Annotated in this window: 22 protein-coding genes and 3 tRNA genes; 7 read left to right on the top strand and 18 right to left on the bottom strand. The window is 58.0% G+C overall.

Annotation, left to right across the window (positions count from 1 at the left end; genetic code table 11):
- Positions 1 to 16: 16 nt before the first annotated feature.
- The 5 genes from GF1_RS13895 to GF1_RS13875 form a co-directional block, all read right to left on the bottom strand.
- Positions 17 to 355, bottom strand: a complete 339-nt coding sequence (locus tag GF1_RS13895; protein WP_267927150.1) for an efflux RND transporter periplasmic adaptor subunit — start codon at positions 353 to 355, stop codon at positions 17 to 19.
- A gap of 472 nt (positions 356 to 827) precedes the next feature.
- Positions 828 to 904, bottom strand: a tRNA-Met gene (locus tag GF1_RS13890).
- Between the two features lie 164 nt (positions 905 to 1,068).
- Entirely contained in the window at positions 1,069 to 2,718 is a 1,650-nt protein-coding gene (groL, locus tag GF1_RS13885) for a chaperonin GroEL (protein ID WP_267927149.1), read from the bottom strand.
- A gap of 37 nt (positions 2,719 to 2,755) precedes the next feature.
- Complete coding sequence (groES, locus tag GF1_RS13880) at positions 2,756 to 3,046, bottom strand: co-chaperone GroES (RefSeq protein WP_267927148.1); 291 nt, start codon at positions 3,044 to 3,046, stop codon at positions 2,756 to 2,758.
- A 243-nt stretch (positions 3,047 to 3,289) separates the two neighbouring features.
- Entirely contained in the window at positions 3,290 to 4,375 is a 1,086-nt protein-coding gene (locus GF1_RS13875) for a branched-chain amino acid aminotransferase (protein WP_267927147.1), read from the bottom strand.
- Between the two features lie 107 nt (positions 4,376 to 4,482).
- Here GF1_RS13875 and GF1_RS13870 point away from each other — a divergent pair, with 107 nt between their 5' ends.
- Together GF1_RS13870 and GF1_RS13865 are read left to right on the top strand one after the other, a co-directional pair.
- On the top strand, positions 4,483 to 5,619 hold the full coding sequence (locus tag GF1_RS13870) for an AI-2E family transporter (RefSeq protein WP_267927146.1): 1,137 nt from the start codon (positions 4,483 to 4,485) through the stop codon (positions 5,617 to 5,619).
- 25 nt (positions 5,620 to 5,644) lie between these two features.
- Positions 5,645 to 6,193, top strand: a complete 549-nt coding sequence (locus GF1_RS13865; protein WP_267927145.1) for a DUF3592 domain-containing protein — start codon at positions 5,645 to 5,647, stop codon at positions 6,191 to 6,193.
- Between the two features lie 243 nt (positions 6,194 to 6,436).
- Here the strand turns inward: GF1_RS13865 and GF1_RS13860 are convergent.
- Positions 6,437 to 6,514: transfer RNA gene (locus GF1_RS13860), tRNA-Pro, on the bottom strand.
- A gap of 284 nt (positions 6,515 to 6,798) precedes the next feature.
- On the opposite strand from GF1_RS13860, the gene GF1_RS13855 reads away from it, so the two are divergent.
- Positions 6,799 to 6,874, top strand: a tRNA-Asn gene (locus GF1_RS13855).
- Positions 6,875 to 6,978: 104 nt separating this feature from the next.
- On the opposite strand, the gene GF1_RS13850 is transcribed toward GF1_RS13855, so the two are convergent.
- Positions 6,979 to 7,659: a TetR/AcrR family transcriptional regulator gene (locus tag GF1_RS13850; RefSeq protein ID WP_267927144.1), complete on the bottom strand. Its 681-nt coding sequence runs from the start codon at positions 7,657 to 7,659 to the stop codon at positions 6,979 to 6,981.
- Between the two features lie 80 nt (positions 7,660 to 7,739).
- Here GF1_RS13850 and GF1_RS13845 point away from each other — a divergent pair, with 80 nt between their 5' ends.
- Genes GF1_RS13845 through GF1_RS13835 form a run of 3 tightly spaced genes read left to right on the top strand, consistent with a single transcriptional unit; the run spans position 7,740 to position 13,241 of the window.
- Positions 7,740 to 9,080, top strand: coding sequence for a TolC family protein (locus tag GF1_RS13845; RefSeq protein ID WP_267927143.1), 1,341 nt, complete (start codon positions 7,740 to 7,742; stop codon positions 9,078 to 9,080).
- Positions 9,077 to 10,144, top strand: a complete 1,068-nt coding sequence (locus GF1_RS13840) for an efflux RND transporter periplasmic adaptor subunit (protein WP_267927142.1) — start codon at positions 9,077 to 9,079, stop codon at positions 10,142 to 10,144. Before GF1_RS13845 ends, GF1_RS13840 begins: the two co-directional genes overlap by 4 nt.
- Entirely contained in the window at positions 10,137 to 13,241 is a 3,105-nt protein-coding gene (locus tag GF1_RS13835; RefSeq protein WP_267927141.1) for an efflux RND transporter permease subunit, read from the top strand. The genes GF1_RS13840 and GF1_RS13835 overlap by 8 nt, the downstream gene beginning before the upstream one ends.
- A 19-nt stretch (positions 13,242 to 13,260) precedes the next feature.
- Here the strand turns inward: GF1_RS13835 and GF1_RS13830 are convergent, their stop codons facing one another.
- From GF1_RS13830 to phnC, 11 genes are all read right to left on the bottom strand, one after another.
- Positions 13,261 to 13,830 carry a ribose 1,5-bisphosphate phosphokinase PhnN gene (locus GF1_RS13830; protein ID WP_267927140.1) on the bottom strand — a complete coding sequence of 190 codons (570 nt, stop codon included), beginning with the start codon at positions 13,828 to 13,830 and terminating at the stop codon, positions 13,261 to 13,263.
- Positions 13,827 to 15,056, bottom strand: coding sequence for an alpha-D-ribose 1-methylphosphonate 5-triphosphate diphosphatase (locus GF1_RS13825; RefSeq protein WP_267927139.1), 1,230 nt, complete (start codon positions 15,054 to 15,056; stop codon positions 13,827 to 13,829). The genes GF1_RS13830 and GF1_RS13825 overlap by 4 nt, the downstream gene beginning before the upstream one ends.
- Positions 15,056 to 15,766 (bottom strand): phosphonate C-P lyase system protein PhnL, encoded by a 711-nt coding sequence (phnL, locus tag GF1_RS13820; RefSeq protein WP_267927138.1) that lies wholly within the window; start codon positions 15,764 to 15,766, stop codon positions 15,056 to 15,058. Before phnL ends, GF1_RS13825 begins: the two co-directional genes overlap by 1 nt.
- Positions 15,767 to 15,774: 8 nt before the next feature.
- The gene (locus GF1_RS13815; protein WP_267927137.1) at positions 15,775 to 16,611 is read right to left on the bottom strand and encodes an ATP-binding cassette domain-containing protein; all 837 of its coding nucleotides are present in this window, start codon (positions 16,609 to 16,611) and stop codon (positions 15,775 to 15,777) included.
- Positions 16,601 to 17,500, bottom strand: coding sequence for an alpha-D-ribose 1-methylphosphonate 5-phosphate C-P-lyase PhnJ (locus tag GF1_RS13810; RefSeq protein ID WP_435051712.1), 900 nt, complete (start codon positions 17,498 to 17,500; stop codon positions 16,601 to 16,603). Before GF1_RS13810 ends, GF1_RS13815 begins: the two co-directional genes overlap by 11 nt.
- Positions 17,433 to 18,488 (bottom strand): carbon-phosphorus lyase complex subunit PhnI, encoded by a 1,056-nt coding sequence (locus tag GF1_RS13805; protein WP_267927135.1) that lies wholly within the window; start codon positions 18,486 to 18,488, stop codon positions 17,433 to 17,435. Before GF1_RS13805 ends, GF1_RS13810 begins: the two co-directional genes overlap by 68 nt.
- On the bottom strand, positions 18,485 to 19,036 hold the full coding sequence (locus GF1_RS13800; RefSeq protein ID WP_267927134.1) for a phosphonate C-P lyase system protein PhnH: 552 nt from the start codon (positions 19,034 to 19,036) through the stop codon (positions 18,485 to 18,487). Before GF1_RS13800 ends, GF1_RS13805 begins: the two co-directional genes overlap by 4 nt.
- 37 nt (positions 19,037 to 19,073) lie before the next feature.
- Positions 19,074 to 19,493 (bottom strand): phosphonate C-P lyase system protein PhnG, encoded by a 420-nt coding sequence (locus GF1_RS13795; protein WP_267927133.1) that lies wholly within the window; start codon positions 19,491 to 19,493, stop codon positions 19,074 to 19,076.
- Positions 19,494 to 19,549: 56 nt separating this feature from the next.
- On the bottom strand, positions 19,550 to 20,440 hold the full coding sequence (phnE, locus tag GF1_RS13790) for a phosphonate ABC transporter, permease protein PhnE (protein ID WP_267927132.1): 891 nt from the start codon (positions 20,438 to 20,440) through the stop codon (positions 19,550 to 19,552).
- Positions 20,441 to 20,537: 97 nt separating this feature from the next.
- Entirely contained in the window at positions 20,538 to 21,419 is an 882-nt protein-coding gene (phnD, locus tag GF1_RS13785) for a phosphonate ABC transporter substrate-binding protein (protein ID WP_267927130.1), read from the bottom strand.
- Positions 21,420 to 21,487: 68 nt separating this feature from the next.
- Positions 21,488 to 22,345 carry a phosphonate ABC transporter ATP-binding protein gene (gene phnC, locus GF1_RS13780; RefSeq protein ID WP_267927129.1) on the bottom strand — a complete coding sequence of 286 codons (858 nt, stop codon included), beginning with the start codon at positions 22,343 to 22,345 and terminating at the stop codon, positions 21,488 to 21,490.
- A 387-nt stretch (positions 22,346 to 22,732) separates the two neighbouring features.
- On the opposite strand from phnC, the gene GF1_RS13775 reads away from it, so the two are divergent.
- A complete protein-coding gene (locus GF1_RS13775; protein ID WP_267927128.1) occupies positions 22,733 to 23,815 on the top strand; it encodes a metallophosphoesterase family protein in 1,083 nt (360 codons plus the stop codon).
- The last annotated feature ends 235 nt before the right edge of the window (positions 23,816 to 24,050 follow it).

Below are 24,050 nucleotides of genomic sequence, written 5' to 3'. Positions count from 1 at the left end.
AGCTGCTTGCGAAGCGCTACAAGTTGTACCTCCGCGTTATCAACCTGTTCCGGGAAATGGAGTTTTTTGCCAACAGGTTGCGGTAGCGTTTAACAGTCCGTTCCTGGTTCGTGATCAGAGCCTTGAGCCGGCCAATCTCTGCCTTCAGGGCTTTTATTTCAAGCTTCTGCCGCGTATTGTCGATGGAGGCCAGGAGGGTGCCGGCCTGCACTGTCTGACCGGTATCAGCAAAGATATTTTCTATTTTACCAGCCACTTCCGCAGCCACTGCCGGGCTGGTTTCCGCCTCGATCCATCCCATGGACTCTTCGGTGATAACCACAGTGTCGCGGATAACCGGGGCAACTGTTACCACGGTCCCTTTTCCGCCCGTGCCAGCCAGGCAACCACTGCTCGCTGTCCAGAACACAGCGAAAAAAAGAAAAATGCGGCAAACCCGTATGGTTGACATGTTTCCATCTCCTTTTTGTCCAGCTGGAACAATTGTCCTTAACGAACGTTAGGCAGGGAAATAGCAAAAAGTAAATGAAACGTAAAGAAAAAAGCAGACTGAGGAAGGAAGATGAGGCAAGAAGTGGCCCTTGGTCTGTGAAGTACCCCGGGTTTTGCGATTTTTTCAGAGTGGGGAGTGGACCATGAAAAAAGCCAGTGTGTCTGGATACTCTGATATGGAGTTGCGGATAACGGTATCTCTGTCAACCGGCCTGGCTGGAGCATACTGCGGAGTGGTTCAGCCAGGCTGTTTTATTGGAAAACAGAGGAAAAAGAAAAACCCCGGGTCCACAAGGACTCGGGGTTTTATGGAAACCGGCCTGGCCGGGTATATCTGGTGGCGATGCAGGGACTTGAACCCCGGACACTACGGATATGAGCCGTATGCTCTAACCTGCTGAGCTACATCGCCATGTATTTGCAGCGGTATATTGAAACCGTGCCAATATTCAAAATTTTTCAGAGTTTGTCAACAGGAAACCGTGCATTTTACCGGTTCCCTGGAGACAAAAGTCCTTTTCCCGCCGCAGGGGCAGGAAAAGGACTGGAAATCACAGCATAAGCTGGTCGGTCATGTTACATCATGCCGCCCATGCCGCCCATGCCGCCCATGCCGCCCGCAGGCATTCCGCCGCCGCCGGCGCCTTCTTCTTCCGGCTCATCGGCGATCATGCACTCGGTGGTCAGCAGCATGCCAGATACAGAAGCTGCGTTCTGCAGGGCAGTACGGGTAACCTTGGCCGGATCGATGACACCAGCCTCCAGCAGATCGGTGTACTCTTCGGTGGCGGCGTTGAAGCCGTTGGGGCCGTCGAGTTCCTTGACCTTCTCGACAATGACAGAGCCTTCCTGACCTGCGTTGGCTGCGATCTGGCGAACCGGCTCTTCCAGGGCCCGGGCAATGATCTTTTTGCCCAGCTCCTGCTCAGCCGGCAGTTCGAGGGCTTCCAGAGCCTTGAGGCAGCGCAGGTAAGCCACGCCACCGCCGGGAACGATGCCCTCTTCAACTGCGGCGCGGGTGGCGTTCAGGGCGTCCTCGACGCGGGCCTTCTTCTCTTTCATCTCAACCTCGGTGGCAGCACCAACGTTGATAACAGCCACACCGCCGATCAGCTTGGCCAGGCGCTCCTGCAGCTTCTCACGGTCATAGTCCGAGGTGGTCTCCTCGATCTGGGCCCGGATCTGCTTGACGCGGGCTTCGATCTTCTCCTTGTCTCCGGCACCGTCAACGATGGTGGTGTTGTCCTTGTCGATGACCACTCGCTTGGCCGAACCAAGGTCGTTAACGGTGGCGTTCTCGAGCTTGATACCGAGATCCTCGGTGATGACCTGGCCGCCGGTGAGGATGGCGATATCCTCAAGCATGGCCTTGCGGCGATCGCCAAAGCCGGGAGCCTTGACCGCGGCAACGTTCAGGGTACCGCGCAGTTTGTTGACAACCAGAGTTGCCAGGGCCTCGCCGTCCACGTCTTCGGCGATGATGACGAGCGGCTTGCCCATCTTGGCCACCGACTCGAGGATCGGCAGCAGGTCCTTCATGTTGGAGATCTTCTTCTCGTTGATGAGGATCAGCGGATCCTCCATGTTGACCTCCATGCGCTCGGCATCGGTCACAAAGTAGGGCGACAGGTAGCCGCGGTCAAACTGCATACCCTCGACCACGTCCAGCGAGGTATCCATGGATTTGGCTTCCTCGACGGTGATGACGCCTTCCTTGCCGACCTTGTCCATGGCCTCGGCAATGATGTTGCCGATGGTCTCGTCGTTGTTGGCAGAAATAGTACCGACCTGGGCGATTTCCTTCTGCTCCTTGGTCGGCTTGGCGATATTGGCCAGTTCTGCGACAACGGCGTCCACGGCCTTGTCGATACCGCGCTTGATCTCCATGGGGTTGGAGCCGGCGGCAACCAGCTTGGCGCCTTCCTTGTAGATGGCCTGGGCCAGCACGGTGGCGGTGGTGGTGCCGTCACCGGCAACGTCCGAGGTCTTGGAAGCGACTTCCTTGACCATCTGGGCGCCCATGTTCTCAAACTTATCCTTGATCTCAATTTCCTTGGCAACGGTCACGCCGTCCTTGGTGATGACGGGTGCGCCAAAGGATTTTTCAATCAGCACATTGCGACCCTTGGGACCAAGGGTAACCTTGACAGCATCTGCCAGGGTGTTGACACCTGCAAGCATAGCCTCGCGGGCTTTTGCGCTGTATTTCAACTCTTTTGCAGCCATATCCTTTTCTCCTTTTTATAAGCAGTAGTTATCGTCCTTAGTTTTCAACAACACCGAGAATGTCATCCTCACGCAGGATGAGGTAATCTTCGCCGTCCAGTTTGACATCGGTGCCGCCGTACTTGGAAAACAGAACCCGGTCACCCACCTTGACATCAATGGCCACGCGCTCGCCATTGTCACCAAGCTTTCCGGGACCTACAGCGATAACCTCGCCCTCGGCCGGTTTTTCCTTGGCGGAATCGGGAATGATGATTCCACCAGCGGTTTTCTCTTCTCCTTCCAATCTCTTGACCAGGATGCGGTCATTCAATGGACGAATTTTCATGGACAAACCTCCTATTGCTGATTTTTTAACGTGAAATTGATTTGAGCCGTAAAAAATGATTGAGTCCGGTATTCGACCCAAATCCGCCATGACCGGACAAAAACACTGTTTCGTGCTTCATGCTGCGCAAAACAATAGGGACGGTTTTTGAAAAATCAAGGGATCAGGCGGAAAAAAATTTTTCCGCCTAATCTGTTGAAAAAAGGAATTTTTTGATTGGAGGGAAAGATGGCGGGAGAAAAATTATCCGACCCGGACCACCCAGTTGTGCACGTCGTCGCGAAAGCCACGCTGCAGAGCCTGGAGTTCATCGAAGAAACGCTGGGAGAGTTTCCCGGTCCGGCCGTCGTTGATGACGATGTTGCGGTCCTTGTAGCAGAATTCGCCCACTGGGGAAATAACCGCCGCGGTGCCGGTGCCGAAGGCCTCCTTCAGGGTGCCGTTTTCCGCCGCCTCGATGACCTCGTCGATGGTCACCGGTCGTTCCGCGACCTTGAGTCCCCAGTCCCGGGCCAGCTGGAGCACGGAATCACGGGTGATACCCGGCAGGATGGTACCTCTGATGGGCGGGGTGACCAGCTCGTCGCCGAGGACAAAGAAGATATTGGAGGTCCCCACCTCCTCGATGTAGCGGCGCTCGATGGCGTCGAGCCATAGGACCTGGGTGTAGCCTTTTTTCTGGGCTTCGGTCAGGGCCTTGACCGAGGCCGCGTAGTTGCCTGCAGTTTTGGCCTCGCCCACGCCGCCGGGTACGGCCCGGACATAGCTGTCCTCAACGTAGATTTTCACCGGGTTGAACCCTTCGGAATAGTAGGCCCCCACCGGGCTGTTGATGATGAAGAAGAGGTATTCGTCCGATGGACGAAGCCCCAGCGCCGGTTCTGTGGCGATCATGGTCGGGCGGATGTAGAGGGTGGCACCTTCTGCCTCGGGGATCCACTCACGGTCCAGGTAGACCAATGCCTTGAGGGCCTGAAGAAACCGCTCCGTCGGAATGCGCGGCATGCACATCCGCAGGGCCGAGCGGTTGAGGCGCTCGAGGTTGTCCTTGGGCCGGAAGAGCAGCACCTGGCCGTCTTTTCCGCGATAGGCCTTGAGGCCTTCGAAGATGGCCTGCCCGTAATGAAAAACCATGGCCGCCGGGTCCAGTTCGAAATCCCGGTAGGGCTTGATCTCGGCGTCGTGCCAGCCCTTTTCCCGGTTCCAACGGGCGGTGAACATGTGGTCGCTGAAGTGGACGCCAAAACCGAGTTTGTCCTGGTCCGGTTTTTCTTTTTTCTGTTCCGGGGAAGCCTTGTGGAGGGTGATTTCGAGATTTTTATACAGCATGGTCGGGATCCTGTTGCATGTTATAATTTTCTTTTTTAACCATAAGCGGTAGTATTTACTGTGATGCCAGTCTTTGAAAATAAACAGAACCTGCAGATTACTAACCGATGAAACAATCCGAGTTGGAAAAATCTGCCGCCGTCCGTCGGGAGAGAACAGCAACGGGCGCGGGCAGCGGCCGGCCCGGACCGGTGCAGACCCGGTACTTCTTCTTTATATTCCTGGCAGCGCTCTGCCTGCTGGGGCTGGTTCTGTCGCCATTCTGGCAACTGCTGGTCCTTGCCTTCCTGCTCTCCGGGATCTTCCGGCCGATCTACCTCTGGCTGACCCGCTGGGTTTCGCCCTGGATGGCTTCGCTTCTGACCTGCGGCCTGATCGTGCTCATCGTCTTTGTGCCGCTGACCTTCTGTATCGGCGCCCTCTCATCTGAGGCTCTCAGCCTCTACCATCTGGGCAAGGATTCCAATGTTCTCCTTAAACTGCAGCAATTCATTCAGAATAATACATTGCTCGCACAGGCACAAGTGGTACTCGCCGACATGGGGATAAATGTTGAACCCACGGATGTCATTGGCCTGGTATCGGATTTGAGTAAAACCGTGGGGCTGTTCATCTATGGCAAGGCCTCCAACTGGGCTGCCAATATTATGAACTTCGTCCTCCAGTTCTGTATCCTGATCCTGGTGATTTTTTTTCTGCTCATCGAACTTGAGCGGCTGATCAATTTCATAAAGCACCTCTCGCCGCTGCCCGATACTCAGGACGATCTGCTGATGAAAAAATTTCTCGAGATCTCCGGCGTCATCCTGGTGGGCAACGGGTTGAGTGGTGTCTTCCAGGGAATCATGGGCGGTGCGTTTTTTGTCCTCCTGGGGTTCAAATCGCCTGTGCTCTGGGGCGGGGTTATGGCCATTCTCGCCTTTCTTCCCATTTTCGGAATCGGCCTGGTCTTGCTGCCCACTGCGGCCATTCTGCTCATCAACGGCTATTTTGAAAAGGCCATGTTTACCCTGGTCTTTTACGTCGTCCTCTCCTTTTCTGTCGAATACCTGATCAAGCCGAAGTTTGTCGGCAGCCATGTGAAGATGCATACCCTGCTGGTCTTCCTGGCTATTATCGGCGGGATGAACATGTTCGGGGTGCTCGGTATCATCTACGGGCCCCTGATCGTGACCGGCTTTCTCACCCTGTCCGATATCTACCTCAAGGAGTACCGGCCGGCACTGGAACATCCGGACAGCTGACCGGTCGGGACGGGATCTTTTTGTTATGGCTGATCCAGGCTATTTCAGCAGGAAGTTCGTCCTTCGGGCAGCCCTGCTGCTGCTCGGTTCGCTGGGCGCGGTGGGCAGCGGTTTTTTGATGTTGCGAACTTCGGACCTGTCTTCCTCCTGGCTATCGGTCCCCGGAGTGGTCCTTTCCAGAGAAATCACCACCGGGACCCTGTACATGGGACGGGGTGGCGCCACCGGCACCTGTTACCAGGGAATTGTCCGATACAGTTATGACAGTCCCACGGGCCGATGGGTAAACGATGATATCTATTACGGCGGGTCACCCTGTAAACAGGGAGACAACGGGAGAAAACTTGCAGAAAAGCTGGTGGCACCCTATGAGGTAGGCAGCCGGGTCCAGGTCTATTACAATCCGGCATATCCCGGGCAGTCCTGCCTGATTCCCGGTCGGAGCGGAGACGGCAAGGCATTGCTGATACTCGGGGGGCTTGGCTTTCTGGTTTTTCTGATCTATGCCGGCGGTCGGCTGGTGGACCGCAGCCTGTCCACGGGAGAGTTTGCGGACAGGGAAAGGCAGGAATAGAAGATCATGGAACAGAGAACGGGGAATATGCCATCGATCAAGCCCAGAATATCGGTCGACCTTCACGAGGTGATCGCTTGCAGCGATACCTCGCTTCCTTGTAAGGGGAGTGGACAGGGCAAGCAAGAAACTCGAGGAGTACGTCCGTATCCTGCTGGGACAGCATGTTGCTAAAAACCAGCAAGTCTACAGGAGGGAATAAAACAAAAAATGGCCACAATTCATTGTGGCAGTTAAATTTTTTGGTCGGGGCGGCAGGATTCGAACCTGCGACCTCCTGCTCCCAAGGCAGGCGCGCTAACCAGGCTGCGCTACGCCCCGACCCGGTCGGCAGTAGATGAAAAGTGGATACTCTGATACTGGGTTTTCCTGGTGAACGCAACCATTTTTTAAATCTGGGTTCCGCGTTCTGACCAGTTGTGGATTGAAAAAAATTAAATAATTATAAGTGGTTTTTCCTGTTACGTGCTCCTGGTGGACAAAACCCTGCAAAATGAAAATCGCCCGGCCCGGGCTAAAGTTTCTCTTGACTCGTTTTCTGCGCTGTGCTATTAAAGGTTGCCTTTCAACGAGGCAGGAGTCATAACAGGCGATGCCTCGTGTGTTCCTCGGTAGCTCAGCTGGTAGAGCAGGTGGCTGTTAACCACCCTGTCGGGGGTTCGAGTCCCTCCCGAGGAGCCAGATAAAACCATCTTCAGGATGTTTGCATAAAAAAGCCCGAGGGGATCTCCCTCGGGCTTTTGTCGTTTTTGTCGTTTGGTCGCCTCGCGGTTCCAAGACTCCTGTCAGCCCTGAGACCGCCACCGCCTCTTATCTTCCCCTCTCTTCCTTCTCTGCATCGTTTCGAAAATCTCTAAGCCCCCGAGGATGATCCGGCTGATGATCTCCTGGTAGTCACCGGTCGGCGGTTCCTTTTCATGTTCAGGACGTACCTGGTTCATCACCGGGGCAAAAAGGAAACGTGAGGCCATCATGGAGGTCAACATGGGTCCGATGACCACGGGTGAGATCCGCTCGCCGGTGCGGGTCGAGAGGTGGCGGCAAACCTCCTTTTCCATTATCTCCATGATCTGCCGGCCCCAGGTGGCCTTGTATTCGATGATTTCCGGGTCGTCGTGGGGCAGTTCGGTGATGGTGACCAGCAGGTAGTCCCGGTGGTGGGCAAAGTAGGTCACCGCACTGCGGATAAACCGATCCAGCTTGACCTCCAGCTCTTCGTTGCCTGCCAGTTCCAGGCGGGCCAGTTCCAGGTATCCGGCAAGAAAGATATCAAGAATTTCCTTGAGCAGTTCCTTCTTGGAGCCAAAGAAATAGTTGATCATGGCCAGGTTGACATCGGCAGCCGAGGCCAGCTCGCGCAGGCCGGTGCCGGCAAATCCATGTCGGGCGAAGAGACGGACCGCCGCATGGATAATTCGTTCCCGGGAGGACCCTTTGCGCTGTTTACTGTTGACTTTTTTTGTCACGCCATTACTCTTGATTAAACGTTTGTTTAAGGCCTGGGTCTATTCAAGCAGAACTTAATTTATATGTCAAAGAAATTGTTATGAACCTGTTCAAGTTGGGCCTCTTGCTGTGTATCATTGCCCAGATACTCTGCGTGGTTACCCCCATGCAAAGCCAGGCCCTGACGCTTGATGAATGCGTCAGCCTGGCCCTGAAAAACAATCCGGATCTGCAGAAACAACGCCTTGGGCTCAAGCTGGCTGACCAGGATGTAGTCGAGCAGAAGGCGCAGAATTTCGGCCGGCTGGATCTGGTTTCCTCCTACACCCACTATAGCCTGCCCCGGACCCTCACTCCCATGACCCCGGCCACCATAGCCACGGCCGGGACCGGCACAATACCCACCACCGAAGACCTGTTTTTTTCCGGGTTGGTCTATGAGGTGCCCCTCTTTACCGGCTTCGCCCGGACCCGGGCGGTGGAGATTGCTGCCTTGCAGAGGGAAATGGCCGCGGCCACCTTGAAGTTGAACCGGGAGCAGCTGATCTACAATGTAAGGACGCTCTATGTAAACATCTTGTCCCAAATGACGCAAAAAGAAGCCCAGGAAGGGTATGTCCGGGCGCTCATCCATCTGCACGACAAGATTGCCCGCGAGTTTGAGGTGGGAACCAGGGCGAAAATCGACCTGCTCAAGGCCAGGGCGGACCTGCAGAACGCACGGGCCCGGGTGGAGCAGCTCGAAGGTAACATCGTCATCCTGAAGGCCGGCCTGGCTGCCCTGCTGGGTGTGGATAAACTTGATACTCTGGAAAAGCTGCCCCCCTCCGAGCGGTCGGAAGTTGTTCTCCAGGACAAACCGGCCGGAGACCTCGACACCCTGGAGCGTCTGCGCGCAGCCCGGCTGGCGGTGGAGAAAAACGCCAAACAGGCGGAAAAGACCAGGAGCGGTTTCTACCCCCAGCTGGTTCTCAATACCTCCTATGGCTGGAACTACGGTCCCAATGATTCCACCAATCCCGACAGCGGCGACTGGGAGAATCAGGAGGTGTGGCAGGTGGGCCTGAGCATGAAGTGGACAGTTTTTGATTTCGGTACCAACCGGGCCAGGGTTCGCAAAGCAAAAAACATGGAACGCCAGAGTCGCTACGAACTCGCCCGGACCAGGCTGGAGATCCAGCGGGCCCTGCAGGAGGCTGTCGCAAAAATCAATACCGCCGTATCCAGCTACCACAGCGCCCGTGAGGAACTTGCCCTGACCCGTGAAACCGAAAAGATCGAACAGGTGCGTTACGATAAGGGGGCGGCGGACATCAATGATCTGCTCTATGCCAAGGCCCGCCGTCAGTTGGCGAAAAGCAGCCTCATAGAGGCCTCGTACAACTATACCTCAGCCAGGTTCTATCTTGATTACCTGCTTGAGAAGGGAGAAAACCGATGAAGAAAATAGTCCTTGTTCTTCTGCTTGTCGTCCTGGTGGTCGGCGGTGTCAAGCTGGTCAAAAAACGGAAACAGGCCATGGTCCAGACCCCGCTGCCGATTCCGGTTACCTACCGGGTCCGCACGGTCGAGCCTTCCTCCCGCACCGTGCGACAGACAAATACCTTTCTCGCCAGGCTGGAATCGCGCCACAGCGTGGAGATCGCCTCCAAGCTGAACGGGCGGATAGGTGCGTTGCCGGTCCGGGAAAGCCAGGTCGTGCACCAAGGTGACCTGCTTGTGCAGTTGGACGACCTGGAGATTCAGGCCTCCATCGACGGCTTGCGGGCCTCCCTTGCTTCGGCCAGGTCGCAGCGCGACTACGCGAAAAAACAGTTGGACCGTAACAGGGCCCTGTTCGATGCCGGTGGCCTGGCCCGGGAAAAACTGGAGGCCTCCGAGGTGGCCTGCAATACCGCATCGGCTACAGTAGAGGAGATTTTGCAGAAGATCAGGGGGCTGGAAAACCAGCTGGCTTACAGCCGGATCATGGCCCCGTTTGACGGGATCGTGGGTACCGTGTTCCTGCACCAGGGAGACCTGGCCACCCCGGGACGGCCCGTTCTGCGCCTGAACTCCCTGCCGCAGAAACTAACCTTTTCCTTCATGCCTTGTCCGGGCGGAGTCCAGACCGGGCAGGATGTACTGTACAAAGGGGTGAAGATCGGTACGGTGGCCCTGGTCTATGATGATGCCAGGCAGGGACTGTGGGTAGCCGAGGTTGTCCTGGACAACCGGCTGGAGCGGCCGTCGGGCAGTTACCTGACCATTGAGGTGGTCACCGGGCAGGGAACCGGCTGCGGAGTGCCGGTGCGCTCGCTGCTGCATCGGCCGGACGGCGAGAGCGTGATGCTCTACCTGGACGGTCGGTTCCGCGAACAGTCGGTCACCGTGCTGGCCCGTGACGCCGGCTACGCTCTGATCGAGCCCTGCGTGGACGGGCCGGTGGCCGTGGCCTCCGAGGCCAAGCTGGGCCTGCTGCCGACCTCTGGTGTTCAAGTGTTTGCCGGGGAGACCAATGAATAAGAGCTGGATTGAGAGGCTGCTCGGGCGGCCCTATTTTATCTATTCGTTTCTGACCCTTTTTCTCTTTCTCGGGGTCCTGGGCTACAGCCGGCTGGACCGGAAACTCTTTCCCGATTCTAATTATCCCGAGATCGCGGTGGTTATCGTCCAGCCAGGCGGTTCGGCCAAGACCATTGCCGCAAATATCGCCGTGCCGGTGGAGGAGGAACTCTATACCCTGGACAAGGTCCGCCGGGTCTACTCCACAACCATCGACGAGGTCAGCGTGATCCGGGCCGAGTTCGAGTACTCCAGGAACCTGGAGATGGCGGCCAGCGACGTGACCACGGCGATTGGCAAGATCCGCTCCTCCCTGCCGGCCGATATCCTGGAGCCGCAGATCCACAAGATCTCCTCGGCCACCGCGCCGGTGGTGGTGATCGCCATAAGCCCGGGCGATGACTCCATCCCGCTCGAGGATATCCGCCAGCTGGCGGACAATACTTTCAAACAGGAGCTGATCAAGCTCCCCGGGGTGGCCAACGTGGATGTCTTTGGCGGCTATAAAAAGGAAATCCAGGTCATCGTCGACAAGGAGAAACTGGACCGCTACGGGCTTGGCATCGGTCAGGTGCTGTCGGTTCTCCAGGCCAACAACCGGGATTATGCCATCGGTTTTCTCTCGAGCGAGTCGAGCCGGTACCTGCTCAAATCTCCGGGCCGGGCCGAGAGTATCGAGGGTATCCGTTCCCTGCGCCTGACCCCGGATGTGACCCTGGCCGATGTGGCCCGGGTCTATTTCGGTCATTACGAGAACTCAGCCTCCTATTTCGGTAACGGCCGGGAGGCCATCGCCCTGGCCGTGCAACGCGGCCTTGATGCCGACGTGGTCCGGACCATCGATCGGGTGGAGGCCGAGTTGGACAGGATCCGGGCCCGCTATCCCGGGCTGCATTTTGAAATTACCGATACCCAGAAGGACACCATTGTCCAGTCCACCGAGAACATGTTCGAGTCGCTCCGCGATGCGATCCTGATGTCCATTTTCGTGGTTTTCCTCTTTCTGGCCAGTTTCCGGCAGGTCCTGGTGGTGCTGTTCACCATTCCCCTGGTCTATGCCGCCACCGTGGCCCTGATGTGGCTGGTGGGCATCGAGTTCAACGTGGTGACCCTGACCGGTATCATTCTGGCCCTGGGCCTGCTGCTTGACGACGCGGTGGTGGTCATGGAGAACATCGAGCGCCATTACCGGGAACTGGGATCCGAGATCCACAAGGCGGTCATGGAGGGGACCAGGGAGATCATGTTCGCCGATCTCTCCGGTACCGTAACCACCATGATCGCCCTAGCGCCGATTCTCTTTGTCGGCGGCTATCCGCAGACGGTGTTTAGACCCCTGACTTCGACCCTGCTCCTGGCGCTGGCGGCCTCGTATGTGATCTCCATCACTGCGGTGCCGCTGCTGTCCCTGGCCATCCTCAGGCTGGATTATCCCTGGCTGCTCAAGGCCGAGGCCATGTTTCACCGGCTGACCAGCCGGGTCAACGATGGGATCCAGCAGTTCTTCGCCTCAGCCGTGGACCTGGCGCTGCGCCGCAGGGTGGTTGCCGTGCTCTATTTTATCTTCCTGATCGGTCTGTTTGTGGTCAGTGTCCGGGGAATCATGCCTATTGTCGGAAGGGAGCTGATGCCGCCCATGGATACCGGCGGAGTACAGATCAAGGTGACAACTGATCCCAACCTGCCCATTGAAAAGAGCATCCAGGTGGCCCGGGAGGTGAGTCGGATCGTTAAGAAAAACGGCAAGCTGGACCGGCTCTCGGCGGCTATCGGCAGCGAGGCAGGGGTGCTGAGTATCGGCAGTGGCTCGGGCAGCGATCACATCGCGGTGACCGCCACCTACGTCAATCGATACGAGCGTGACGAGTCTGTCTGGGAGATCGAGAGACGGCTGCGCAAACAGCTGGCCGGGATCGAAAACGTCAAGCGGGTCGATGTGTCCGATTACGGGGCTACAGCCCTTTCCAGTATCCGGGCCAATATCGATATCATGCTTTCCGCCCCGGATTTCGAGGACCTGGTCCAGGCCGGCGACCGGGTCGAAAAGGTCCTCTACAGGACCCGGGGCGTCGTGTCCGTGGGCCGGACCTGGGATATAGACAAGACGGTCTACAACCTGGAGATCGATCGGGAGCGGGCGGCCCTGTACGGTCTGCGTAACTCCGATATCACCGGTCAGCTCCAGGCCCTGCTCCGCGGCGCCCTGGTGTCCAGCTTCCCGGCCGCCAACAGCAGCGATTTCGGGGTTCGGGTCTGGTTGCCCGCAAGCCAGCGGGATCGGCTGGAGCTGCTCTCCACCATCCTGATCGATACCCCCGGGGGCGAGAAGATTCCCCTGGGCGCCCTGGCGACCATAACCCGGGACTTTGAACCCGGGGTGATCAACAGGGAGGGGCTCAACTACACCTTGAACGTCTACGGATACCGGGAGAAGGCGGCCATCTCCCACATCATGGATAATTTCCAGGAAAATTTTACCGGTACGAAACTACCACCCTCGGTGACCCTGGAACAGGTGGGCGATATCAAGGAGTTCAAGAATTCGGCCGGGCGCATGGTCACGGCCATTGGTTTTGCGGTGATCCTGATCTTTTTCACCCTGATCACCTTTTTCGACTCGGTCAAGGTGTCGCTGATGATTATCCTTTCCATCCCCCTGACCATCATCGGCGCCTCCTGGACCCTGCTCCTGCTCGACTACCACGTCTCCATGCCGGCCATGATGGGTTTTATCCTCCTGTCCGGCATCATCGTCAACAATGCCATCCTCCTGATCCATTTCGCCCAGGAGAAGATGGACGAGGGCATGGACAGGCGGGCCGCCATGCTGGAGAGTATTCGTATCCGTGCCCGACCGGTCCTGATGACCGCCTTCGCGGTGGCTGTGGGCATGATCCCCATCGCCCTTGGTTCGGCCATCGGCCTGGAGCGGCTGGCACCGCTGGGGGCTGTGGCCATCGGCGGGCTGCTGGTGGGTACTTTTCTCACCTTGCTCTTTATTCCGCTGATCTTTATCTGGACCACCCGCAAGAGCGCGGCAAGGGGTACGCCTGCTTGACAACCGGGGCCGGATGCTCTTAGGTTTCCGGCCGCCGGGGCGGCGCGGATCGGTCCAGGAGAGATTCGAGCAGGCTGATGAATGCCGGGCCTGTCCTGGAGAGCGGGCGGGAGTTGTCAAAGAGAATCAAGTTTCGGGCTGCCACCGGGAGCCTGGCTCGGGCCAGCCGGTTGTCTATTTTATCCGGTTCTTCCCGACCCCGCACGCGCAGCCGCTTGCCGAGTGTATCCGGGTCGGCCTGGACCTGGATGGTGACGGCCCGGGGATAGTGCGTTTCAAAATCCGCTATCGCTGTGCGGGAAATCGAGACCAGGCCCAGGCCGCCGGAAGGTACCTGCCGCAGATGGTCCCGGGCGACGCCGTAGCGGTGGCCGTGGGCCTGCCAGTGACTGATGAAAAAGTTGCCGGCCAGCAGATGTTCAAAGGCGCCCGGATCAAGGAAGTAGTTGGTTTCGTGGATGTCCGGGGGCCGGGTGATATAGCGCTTTAGGAAGACGATCCTGTGATTGCTGGCAAAGTAGTGCCCGGCAGTCCGAAGCAGGGTGTCCTTGCCGGTGCCGCTGGCACCGACGATCAGGGCGATGTTCATAATGCCTGTCCAGGATAGGGGTGATGGTTCCATTCCGGCGTCTGCCCGGCCGGGTTCGGGCAGGCGCTCTGTCGCCGGCCACAGGTGCGCGAACTATAGATCATCTCACCGGTCTTGAAGGTGGCGACTACCCTGGGGACATCCCGGTCGTCCACCACGGTCAGGTCGGCCAGCAGGCCCGGGGCGATACGGCCCCGATCGGTCAGACCGGCGATGTCCGCCGGAAAGGAACTAACCATGGCCATGGCCGCCGCAAGGTCCAGGTCCATTTCCCGGTGGAGGACAAAGGCGGCCTGGAGCAGGGAGCTGGGATGGTAGTCGGAGCAGAGAAAGTCGCAGCACTCCTCTCTTATCAGCTCCCGGGCGGAAATATTGCCGCTCTGGCTTTTTCCCCGCACTACATTGGGTGCCCCCATACCGGTGGTCATGCCTTGTTCCCGGGCGTAGACGGCCACGTCCACATCAAGAGGAAATTCCGAAACCGTGATTCCCATCTCCCGGATCAGATCGATTTTACGCGGCCGGTCATCATCATGGGAAAGCAGGACCAGTCCATGCCGGTGGCCAAATTCCAGCAGGCTTCGGACCCGGTTGTAAGCCAGTTCCTGGTCGGCCAGCTTTTTTCTGATAATGGCTTCGGCCCGGGACTCGGAGAGATCGTAGGTGGGCAGGTGGAACCGTTTCCAGGTCTCGATGGATTTGAACTGCCCCTGGCCCGGGGTGTGGTCCATGATCGAAAGCATGTGGACATGCCCTTTGGCGATCAACTCCCTGATGACGGGTGCCGATGAAAACGAGGTGATTTCAAAGCGGGCGTGGATGAAGTTGTCGACCCCGAGAAGGTTCTGGTTGGCTTCTCCGGTCTCCCGGATGATCGCGGCCGCCATTTCCGTCCCCCGGCTGCTGGTAATGGATTCATCATTGAAGGCAACAGCGTGGAACATGGTGGTTATGCCGGCCATGGCCAGTTTCTTATCCAGTTCGACCAGGCTTGCGCGGATCGGAAATGTGGCGCCCGGTCGGGGCTCGATCTCTTTTTCTACCGCGTCGGAGTGCAGGTCCACGAGCCCGGGCAGGACAAGCAGCGAGCCCAGGTCAATGGTCTCGCCCATGAAGGAGCCATGGGCCGCGATTTCGCGGATACGCCCTCCGACAAGGACGATATCCGTCGGTGTGACAGTCTTCTCCACCAGGACCCTGGTCGAACGAAGTATGGTTGTCTGCATCAGGTCTCCTGCTCAAGGTGATATTCGTTGTCCGCGACCTGCACCATGCGCTCCCTGTCGTGGAAGATGGCGACCATGCAGATCTTCTGTCGTTTCAGCTCCTGGAGCAGCTGCAGGACACTGGAGGCGGACTGCTCGTCCAGGGAGGCCGTGGGCTCGTCCAGGAGTAGAAGCTTTTTGGGGGCAATGATTCCCCGGGCTATGTTGATGCGCTGCTGCTCGCCGCCGGAAAAGGTCAGCGGGGAGATCGAAAAGAGCTCCTCCCTGATGTGCAGGGCGCGGAGCATTTCGGCTGCCCGTTCCCTGGCCTCATCCTTTCGGGTTCCGGTTTCGATGAGCGGGGCCGCCACCACATCCAGGGCCGGGATACGGGGCAGGATCTTGAGAAACTGGGTGACAAAGCCGATGTGGCGGCGCCGATAGCCAAGCATCTCGCTCTCGCTGCAACCGGCCAGGTTCACCATCTTGCCCTGGCCCCGGTGCAACCAGATGGTCCCCCGACTCGGGGTGTAGGTCCGATACACGGTCTTCAGTATCGAGGATTTGCCGACTCCGCTTGGTCCGGTCAGGGCCAGCAGCTCTCCGGTCCGGACCGAGAAGGAGACCCCGGAAAAACCGTTGATCTGCATGCCGTCCCGGTTGTGGAGGGTGAACTCCTTGGTCAGGTCGTTGACCTGCAGGCAGGGTGGATTTTCAACCTGGATATTCATACCAGTGCTCAGAGAATGGAGGAGACCAGCAGCTGGGTATAGCCATGCTGCGGATCTTCCAGGATCTGGTCGGTGAGGCCATATTCGACAATGGATCCATGTCGCATGACCACCGTGATATCGGTGAGATGCCTGATGATGCCCAGGTCGTGGGAAACGACGATCATGGAAAAACCCATCTCTTGCTGCAGCTTCTTGATCATATCCAGGATCCTGGCCTGGACCGATACATCAAGGCCGGTGGTTGGTTCATCGAGCAGGAGCAGCCTGGGTGAGCTGGACAGGGCCTTGGCGATCTGGATACGCTGCTGCTGGCCGCCGGAAAAGGTCTCCGGGTACTCGTCGATACGGGAGATGGGCAGCTCGATCTTGTCGATGAAATGGAGGGCCTGGCTTCGGATGGTTTCATAGCGCAGTTCGCCCGAGCCGATGATCTTCTCAGCAATGTTTCCGCCGGCGGAAAAGAGAAAGTTCAGCCCCAGGCGCGGATTCTGGTAAATCATGGACATCAGTTCGCTACGCATCCGGGTGGTTTCCAGCAGGCTCAGCTCAAGAATGTTTACGGGCACGCCGCAGCCGTTGGTCATATCCCTGAAAAACACCTTTCCTGAAGTGGCTTCAATGTCCCGGTACACTAGCTGGAGCAGGGTGGATTTACCCGAGCCGGACTCGCCGACAATACCCAGGACCTCGTCCTCGCCGATCTGCAGATTGACCCGGTTGACCGCCACCACCGCCTGGCAGCGGGGACAGATGGAGCGGCCATGGTCGTCGCCAGTCAGGTCCAGGCACTGGCCACACGAGGGTCCGTAGATCTTGCAGAGCGACTGGATATCAAGCAGCATTCTGTTTCCTCTTCAGCATGGAGTCGCAGTTATCGGTGTCGCTGCAATAGTAATGGGTCCCGTCTTCCCGCTGGACCTGGTCAAAGAAAACCCCGCTGGTTCCGCATCGCTCACAGCAGATACCGTCAAAGGTCTCGATCCGGAACGGTCGGTCGGCGAAGACGAGTGGCGTGACAGTGGTAAAAGGCGGAATTGCATAGATCCTTTTTTCCCGTCCGGCGCCAAAGAGCAGCAGGGCCGGATTATTGTGGAGCCGGGGAATGTCGTAGCGGGGAATGGGGGAGGGGTCCATGACATAGTGATCATGGACCGCCACCGGATACCGGCTGGATATTCTTGAATCTCCGAACTGGGCCGTATCCTCGTAGAGCAGGACCCAGAGCCTGGAGTAGTCCCGGTGGGCGTGCATGTCTTTCTGTCGGCCGGTGTCCGGTTCCACTGTGGTAAGAACCTCGGGTACAGGTACCTGTAGAACCAGGATCTGATTTTCGGTGAGGGGTTGTTCCGGGATCCGGTGCCGGGACTGGATCACGGTCGCATCGCTGGTATGGCAGGTGGTCCGGACCCCGGTGGTGGCGACGATGAAGTCGCGGATATTGACCGCGTTGACCGAGCCGTCGCAACCCTGGTCGATGACCTTGAGGACATCGTCTTCCTCGATGAGGCTCAGGGTTATCTGCAACCCGCCGGTTCCCCAGCCGCGGGCGATGGGCATCTCGCGGGAAGCAAAGGGGACGGTATAGCCGGGCAGTGAGACCGCCTTGAGCAGGGCGCGGCGGATCTCTTTCTTGGTATCCTGGTCAAAAAAGCCAAAGGTGGGTTCAGTCATGGTGTTTATTGTCTTTCGCCTTGTTGAAGGTGTGGAGGTCGGCCTGGAAGGTGACGTAATGGGGCATTTTGAAGTGGTTGGTGAAGCCCATGGATTCGATACCGTCGATGTGATGCATGATCATCTCCGGGCTTGTCGCCACCCCATCCTCCCCGCCGATGGAGAAGCTGGGCCAGGTCATGGCCAGGTCAAGGATGGACATGGCAATGGCCTTGGTCTCGTTGAACCCGAAACAGAAGCCAAAGCCGGTGGCCAGCCGCAGTTTACCGTCCCGGGGGTCTTTTTTGAAGCTGCCCACGCTTTCCACCGCCGTGACCCTGATCTCGCCCACAGTGACCCGGTTGCCGGTGAACGGATGAGTGGTTTCCAGGGCCACCATGCCGAGACGCAGCTCGCCGATGGTCGGATGGACGTCGCCGTAGCCGCGCAGGGAGGTGTAGGCAAAAGCGAGCATGGAGCCGGTTTCGCCCCGGGCCATCATCTGCATGAGGCTCGACCGGGGATAGGGCGGCAGGGGTGTTGCCCTGGTGATGTCAAAGGGTTCTTCCTGATCCACCTCGAGTTGCAGGATTCTCTCCTGGCGCCGCAGTTCGTCCAGGGCCCCGGCCACCTTGCCCCTGGCTGCGGCCACGGGGATTGTCGACGGGCCGGGGACAGGCCGTTTTTCTGCCAAAAGCTTGAACAGGTAGTCGCTGGAAGGACCGAGGATCTGGCCGCCGGGGATCTCCTTAAAGGCCGAGGAAATTCTGCGAACCAGTCTGATATCTTCGGTCCTGACGGTTTCGGCGATCCCGGCCCGACGACAGGTGGAGCGGTGGGCCCGGAGGTAAAAGGCGGCTTCAAGCAGGTCGCAGCCGGAATACTCGATGGCCCGGATGCCCATCTGCTGCGAGTAGAGGGCGCCTTCGCCCATGATCCGGTCCAGGCCGAAGAGGAGTTGGCCCTGCACGCCGTCGATGTCCGGGAACTCTCCGGCAAGCATCTTCTTATAGAGGGCTTTTGAGGCGGTTATGGCCTCTGTGCCGCCCTTGATGGCCACATAACTCATGGGATGATCTCCACTCTGGTTGTGCGGGCAATACCAGTCATCCTCCCGTCCCGGTCCAGGAAGAAACAGTCGAGTCCAAGCGGAAAAGAGGAGTTTTTCTCCCGGAGCAGGGACAAAAACGAACCTGCCACCGGCAGACTCCTTGCCATGCGTCCCGGGATCCCGGGACCGCTCAGCAGGACCCTGGTGGTCTTAACTCCTGGATCATCGGTCTGGATAAAGAGGGTAGCGGACTGTTCCGGATGCATCAGGGTTCCGGCTCTGGCGGCGGTCAGAATCGTTGTTTCGGCCCGGTCGCAGAAGATGTAATCGGCCTGGTCGGGGGGTGCACCGGGGGAACCGGTCATGGCTCGGAGCTGCCGCTGATTGCCCGGAGCGTAAAAACAGCTGGTGACCTCCGGATAGAGCAGACAGTGGGCCAGGGCCAGCAGATGGCTGCCAAAAACCGGGAGGATCGTGCCCGTGGTTCCCGGCCGGGCAAGAGTTTCCAGGCAGACCCTGAAATTTCGGCGGTTGGTCTGCTCAAGCTGAACTTGCCTGTTGATCATATCCAGCCCACAGTCATGAACCCCACTCTCCTGCGTGTTACAGGAGATCAAAGTTAACCTCGGTCGCCGCCACCTCGTTTTGCTGCCGCTGGCGGGTGAGGGTACGGCTCCGGATTCCCTGCTGCACCAGGCGGGCAATGTCTTCCCTGAAAAGTACCGCGCCCCAGGCCCCGTCCAGGACCGCGATGGCCAGGGCAAGTTCCGGCTGGTCATCCATGACCATGGCCCAGCCGTTACAGCCGTTCACCTGGACCACGGCCGAGGTGACCAGGGCCTCGCCACTGTAGAACCGGGACTGGCTCACCGGGTCGAATACCGGAACCAGCAGGGTATGCTGGGTGGAATGCTGGAGAATATGGATAACCGCTCTCCGGCTGATTCGATCAGCCAGATGCTGCACATCTTCCCGGGCGATCTCCTGCAGGAGGTCATTTAAGTTTTCGCGTTTGATCTGCATTTTTTCTGCACCTTGCGTCTAACTGTTTTCGAATACAGGTTGTAGGTCTCGCTTCTTTAAATGAATTTTTCTCTGATATAGGCGCTCAGTTTGTCGATCAGCCAGACCGTGACCACGATGATGATGATAATCGTGGTTACGTCGCCGTTTTCAAAGGATCTGACCTTGTCAAAGAGGTAAAAGCCGATGCCGCCGGCCCCGACAAAGCCGAGGATGGAGGCGGACCGGACGTCGGATTCAAAGCGGTAGAGGACCATGGAGATAAAATGGGGCATGGTCTGGGGGACCACCGCAAAGGTTATGATCTTGAGAAAGCCGGCACCGGTGGCGCTCAGGGCTTCCACCGGTCCGGGATCAATGGCCTCGTTGCCCTCGGCCAACAGCTTGCACAGCACCCCCGCCGTATGAACCGCCAGGGCAAGAATTCCAGCCATGGGGCCCAGGCCGACGGCAGAGACAAAAAACAGGGCCCAGACGATTTCATTGATGGAGCGAAAGACGTTGGCCACCAGCGATGCAGCCAGGTAGATACCGGTCCGCAGGGTACGGGTGATCAGGGAATGGCCGGGCAGGAGAATCCTGAGGATGTTGCGTGAGGCGAAGAGCGACAGGGGCACAGCCACCAGGATGGAAAAGAACAGGGCAACCACCGCCATCTCCAGGGTCTCTATCATGGCCATCACGTAGACCCGGATATCAGAGAGAATCAGGGTGGGCGGAAAAAAAGCGGAACCGCTGATCTCCGGGTTGCCGACCAGGTAGTCCCTCATGAAACCGGCCCCGCCCAGCAGCGAGCCGATGCTCATCCCGGTGTCGAACCAGCTGGTCAGGAAGACTGCGGCAAGGATGGCGGCGACGAAAAATGTCTGCCAGCGAAACGGGGTCGAGCTCCTTTTCAGCCGCGACACGGCCAGGTCAGCAGGTGTGGAATCCTGGATGGTTGACATGATATCTCCTGAAACGGTTCACGCGGGTTCAGGGAAAAGGTCTGTTTCACCCGGAGGGGTGGACAAAACAGACCGGGTATACACCGCTGGAACTCAGCTACTGTCTGGCAACCTTTGCCTTCTTCTTCAGGGCGTTCTTCATGACGATCAGTTCACGAACCCCGTTGTACATGGAGTCGTTGCCCGGGATGTAGCCGGCGATCTTCAGCTTCTCCAGTCCTTCCTTGTCGTTGTAGGAAATGAAGGCACCCTTGATGGCCATTTTCAGGGAAGAGGGGAGGTCGCTGCGGACGGCGATGGGCGAGCCAGGTATCAGGTCGGATTTCCAGATGATGTTGAAATCCTTTTCCTGCCAGTGCCGGCCCAGGCCGCGGGAATAGTCCAGGTTATTGGTCGAGGCGGCCGCAACCTTGCCCGATTTCACGGCCAGGATGGAGGCCTCGTGGCTTCCGGAATAGATCACCTTGGAAAAGTATTTATGCGGATCGATGCCCACCTCGTTGAAATAGATGGTCGGCACCAGGGTCCCGGAGGTGGACTGGGGATCCGTGAAGGCCCATGTCTTGCCCTTGAGGGAATTTAAGTCCGTCAGGCCGGAGTCCGCCCTGGTGATGATGAAACCATAGTAGCCGGCGGTTCCATCCTCGCCGACTTCAACGGCCACGGCTTCGGCCCCGGCCCGCCTGGCGGCCTCGCAGTACGACTTGGGCCCCAGGTAGGCCACATCCACGTGCTTGTGCTGCATGCCGGTTATCACCGCGGCATAGTCTCCGGCCACCTGCAGTTTGACCTTGATGCCCAGCTCTTTCTGCAGGTAGCTGGTCAGGTCGCCAAAGGAATCACTCATCTCTCGCGACGAGGCCACTGGAATCACCCCGAAGGTTATCTCTTCGGGCCACTGCTGGGCCGCCAGGGCCTGGGACAGACTTACGGTCAGGGCGACACCCAGTACGACCAGTGCCAGAATCATTTTCTTCATCGTTTCTCTCCTTTAAATGTGTGTGAGGTTACAAAAAACCCGCTGGCGGGACAGAACCTGAAACCTCTTCAGATGCCTGCCGCCTCTTTCACGGGGATCAGTATATTCTTGTTGAACCGGGGACAGGGGCTGGCCCCGCCGATGGGCAAAGACCGCTCGACCTCTGCCACGTTTTCTTCAGGCCGGGCACTGTTTGTGACATGGTAGATCCGATCCAGATGGGCCTGGGCCAGCTCGGCGGGGCTGCCGTCAAAGACGATCCCGCCTTCGGCGATACCGATGATGCGGGAACAGTACTCCCTGGCAAAGCTGAGGTGGTGCAGGTTGGCGATGATGGTGACACCGTAGCGGGAATTGATGGTGTTAAGGATGTCCATGACCCGGGTCGCGCTCCTGGGGTCCAGGGCCGCCACGGGCTCATCGGCCAGCAGAATGTCAGGCTCCTGGGCCAGGGCCCGGGCGATGGCCACCCGCTGGCGTTGTCCGCCGGAGAGCGCATCACAACGCTGGTGGGCGACATCGACCAGGTCCACGGTCTGCATGTATTCATAGCCCCTGGCCAGGGAGTCCCGGTCATAGCACTTGACCAGGGCCCTGGGCAGGGGCATGCGGCCGAGCATGCCACTCATGATGTTGTGCAGGACGCTCAGCCTGTCCACCAGGTTGTAGCCCTGGAAGATGAAACCGATCCGGGAGCGCAGCTCCTTGAGCTGTTTTTTGGATATGTTGCCCAGTTGGTATTCGCCCACCCGGTAGCGACCGGCCAGGATATCGATACTGCCGATCAGCGACATGAGGAGAGTGGATTTCCCCGCCCCGGACAGGCCGATAATCCCGACAAACTCCCCTTGTTCCATGTGGAGGTTCACGTTGTTTAGGACCGGTTTTCCGTTGTAGCCAAGCGTTACATTTTCCAGGTTGATCATGTGTACTTCTCCTTGGCAGGAGGGAGAGCCGGACCCGGTAACTGGTCCGGCTCTGGTAGGAGGACAGGATGCTCTCCACTGGAGACATCATCCGTGCAACAAGTGGGAGACTACAGAGCCTGTGTTAGGTGCTGATTACGGAATGGTTAGGGACGTATGATTTCTCTGTTAGTGAAAGATTGTGTAAGTTCGAGGGGAGGAGGTGGACTGATCCTAATGGTCCTGTAATGGATTGGTAACCGGGTTGTAACAGGAACAGGATATTGAGAGCGCAGGATTTGTGGAGCAAACAGAGGGCCCCGGCCGGGATAGGGATCCACGGCGGCCAAAACTATGGTGTTTGGGGCCAAGAGAAATAATCCTGGGAAAAGAAACAAGAGAGGAGACATGATGAAACCTGTTACAAGACGTCAGTTTATCGGAACCACCACCCTGTCCCTGCTTGGGGCGGCGGTGATGACGAGTGGCGGCAGGCGTGTCTTTGCCGCCCCGGCAACCACCCCGCTGCAGCCGGTACGTTTTGCGGTTATTTCAGATCCCCATGTGGACATCCGTGGGGTGAACAAAATGAAGATGAGCGCTCACAGTATCGAATGTCTGCAGCACACGGTTGATGATCTCAATCGGGAGGAGGAATTGGCCTTTGTCATGGTCAATGGTGATCTACTCCAGGATGGCGAGCTGGAGAATGCCAGGGTGGTCCGGGATGCCCTGTCCGTTCTCAAGGCTCCGGTTTTTGTCATCAGCGGTAACCACGATTACCGGCCGGCCAATCCAAAGAAGCTGCGCCAGGGGTTCACCTACCTGAGCGACGGGGAGTTCAGGAAGTATTTTGCCGGCTTTGGCTACGATGATTCCGCTCGCCGCTACTATGCCAGGCAGATTGTTCCCGGTCTGCGTCTCATCGCCCTGGATGCCTGCCTGCCCGCTGAAGAGAAGAAGTGGGGCGGTCGGCTGCCCGATGAACAGCTCCACTGGCTGGATCAGGAGCTTTTTTCCCACAGTGACCAGGTGAACCTGGTCTTCATGCACCATAACTTCCTGCCCTGGTCGGTCGATGAGCTGCGCGGTGGCCCCAAACAGTGGTTCTGTATTGACAATGCGGCCGAAGTCCGGTCGGTTCTCGAAAAAAACGTCCAGGCCACGCCCATCGCCTTTTCCGGTCACCGCCATATCGGTCTGCATACCCGGGAACTCAACAGTGTCCAGTATTTCGCCCTGCCGTCCCTGAACTCACATCCCATGCGCTACAGTATCTTTACCGTGACCCATGAACAGCTTTCCTGGAAGACGCCCATGGTCGGAGTCAGCGAGGCCACCCATCTTGCGGCCCGCCAGGCCCTGCTGCAGGCCTCCTGGTGGCGGGACCAGCAGTACCGCGAGTCCTCCCCGGCCAACGACATGGCCGTCCTTGGTTTCTATGAGAACAACGACATGATCGTCGGCGGTCGCAAGCTGACCAGGGTGTGAGCCGCAACCAGACCGTACCGCTTTTATCGCTCCATTCCACGTTGTGCCACTCCCACCGTCCTGGCGGGAGTGGCACTTTTTTTGAGCATTCCTGTCGTATCTCTCCGGATCGAAATTGTTTTTCATGCCTGGATTATTCCGGGCGACGCAGGATAATGTCCAGGGACATTTCTTTTGAACTTCCTGCGAATTTTACCGCCACTCTCCTTGCCAGATACGCCGGTCGCCACCTATA

It is taken from the genome of Desulfolithobacter dissulfuricans (assembly GCF_025998535.1).
GTDB classification, from domain to species: domain Bacteria; phylum Desulfobacterota; class Desulfobulbia; order Desulfobulbales; family Desulfobulbaceae; genus Desulfolithobacter; species Desulfolithobacter dissulfuricans.
The sequence above is the reverse complement of the archived record's forward strand: the minus strand, read 5'-3'. Positions and strand labels throughout refer to the sequence as shown.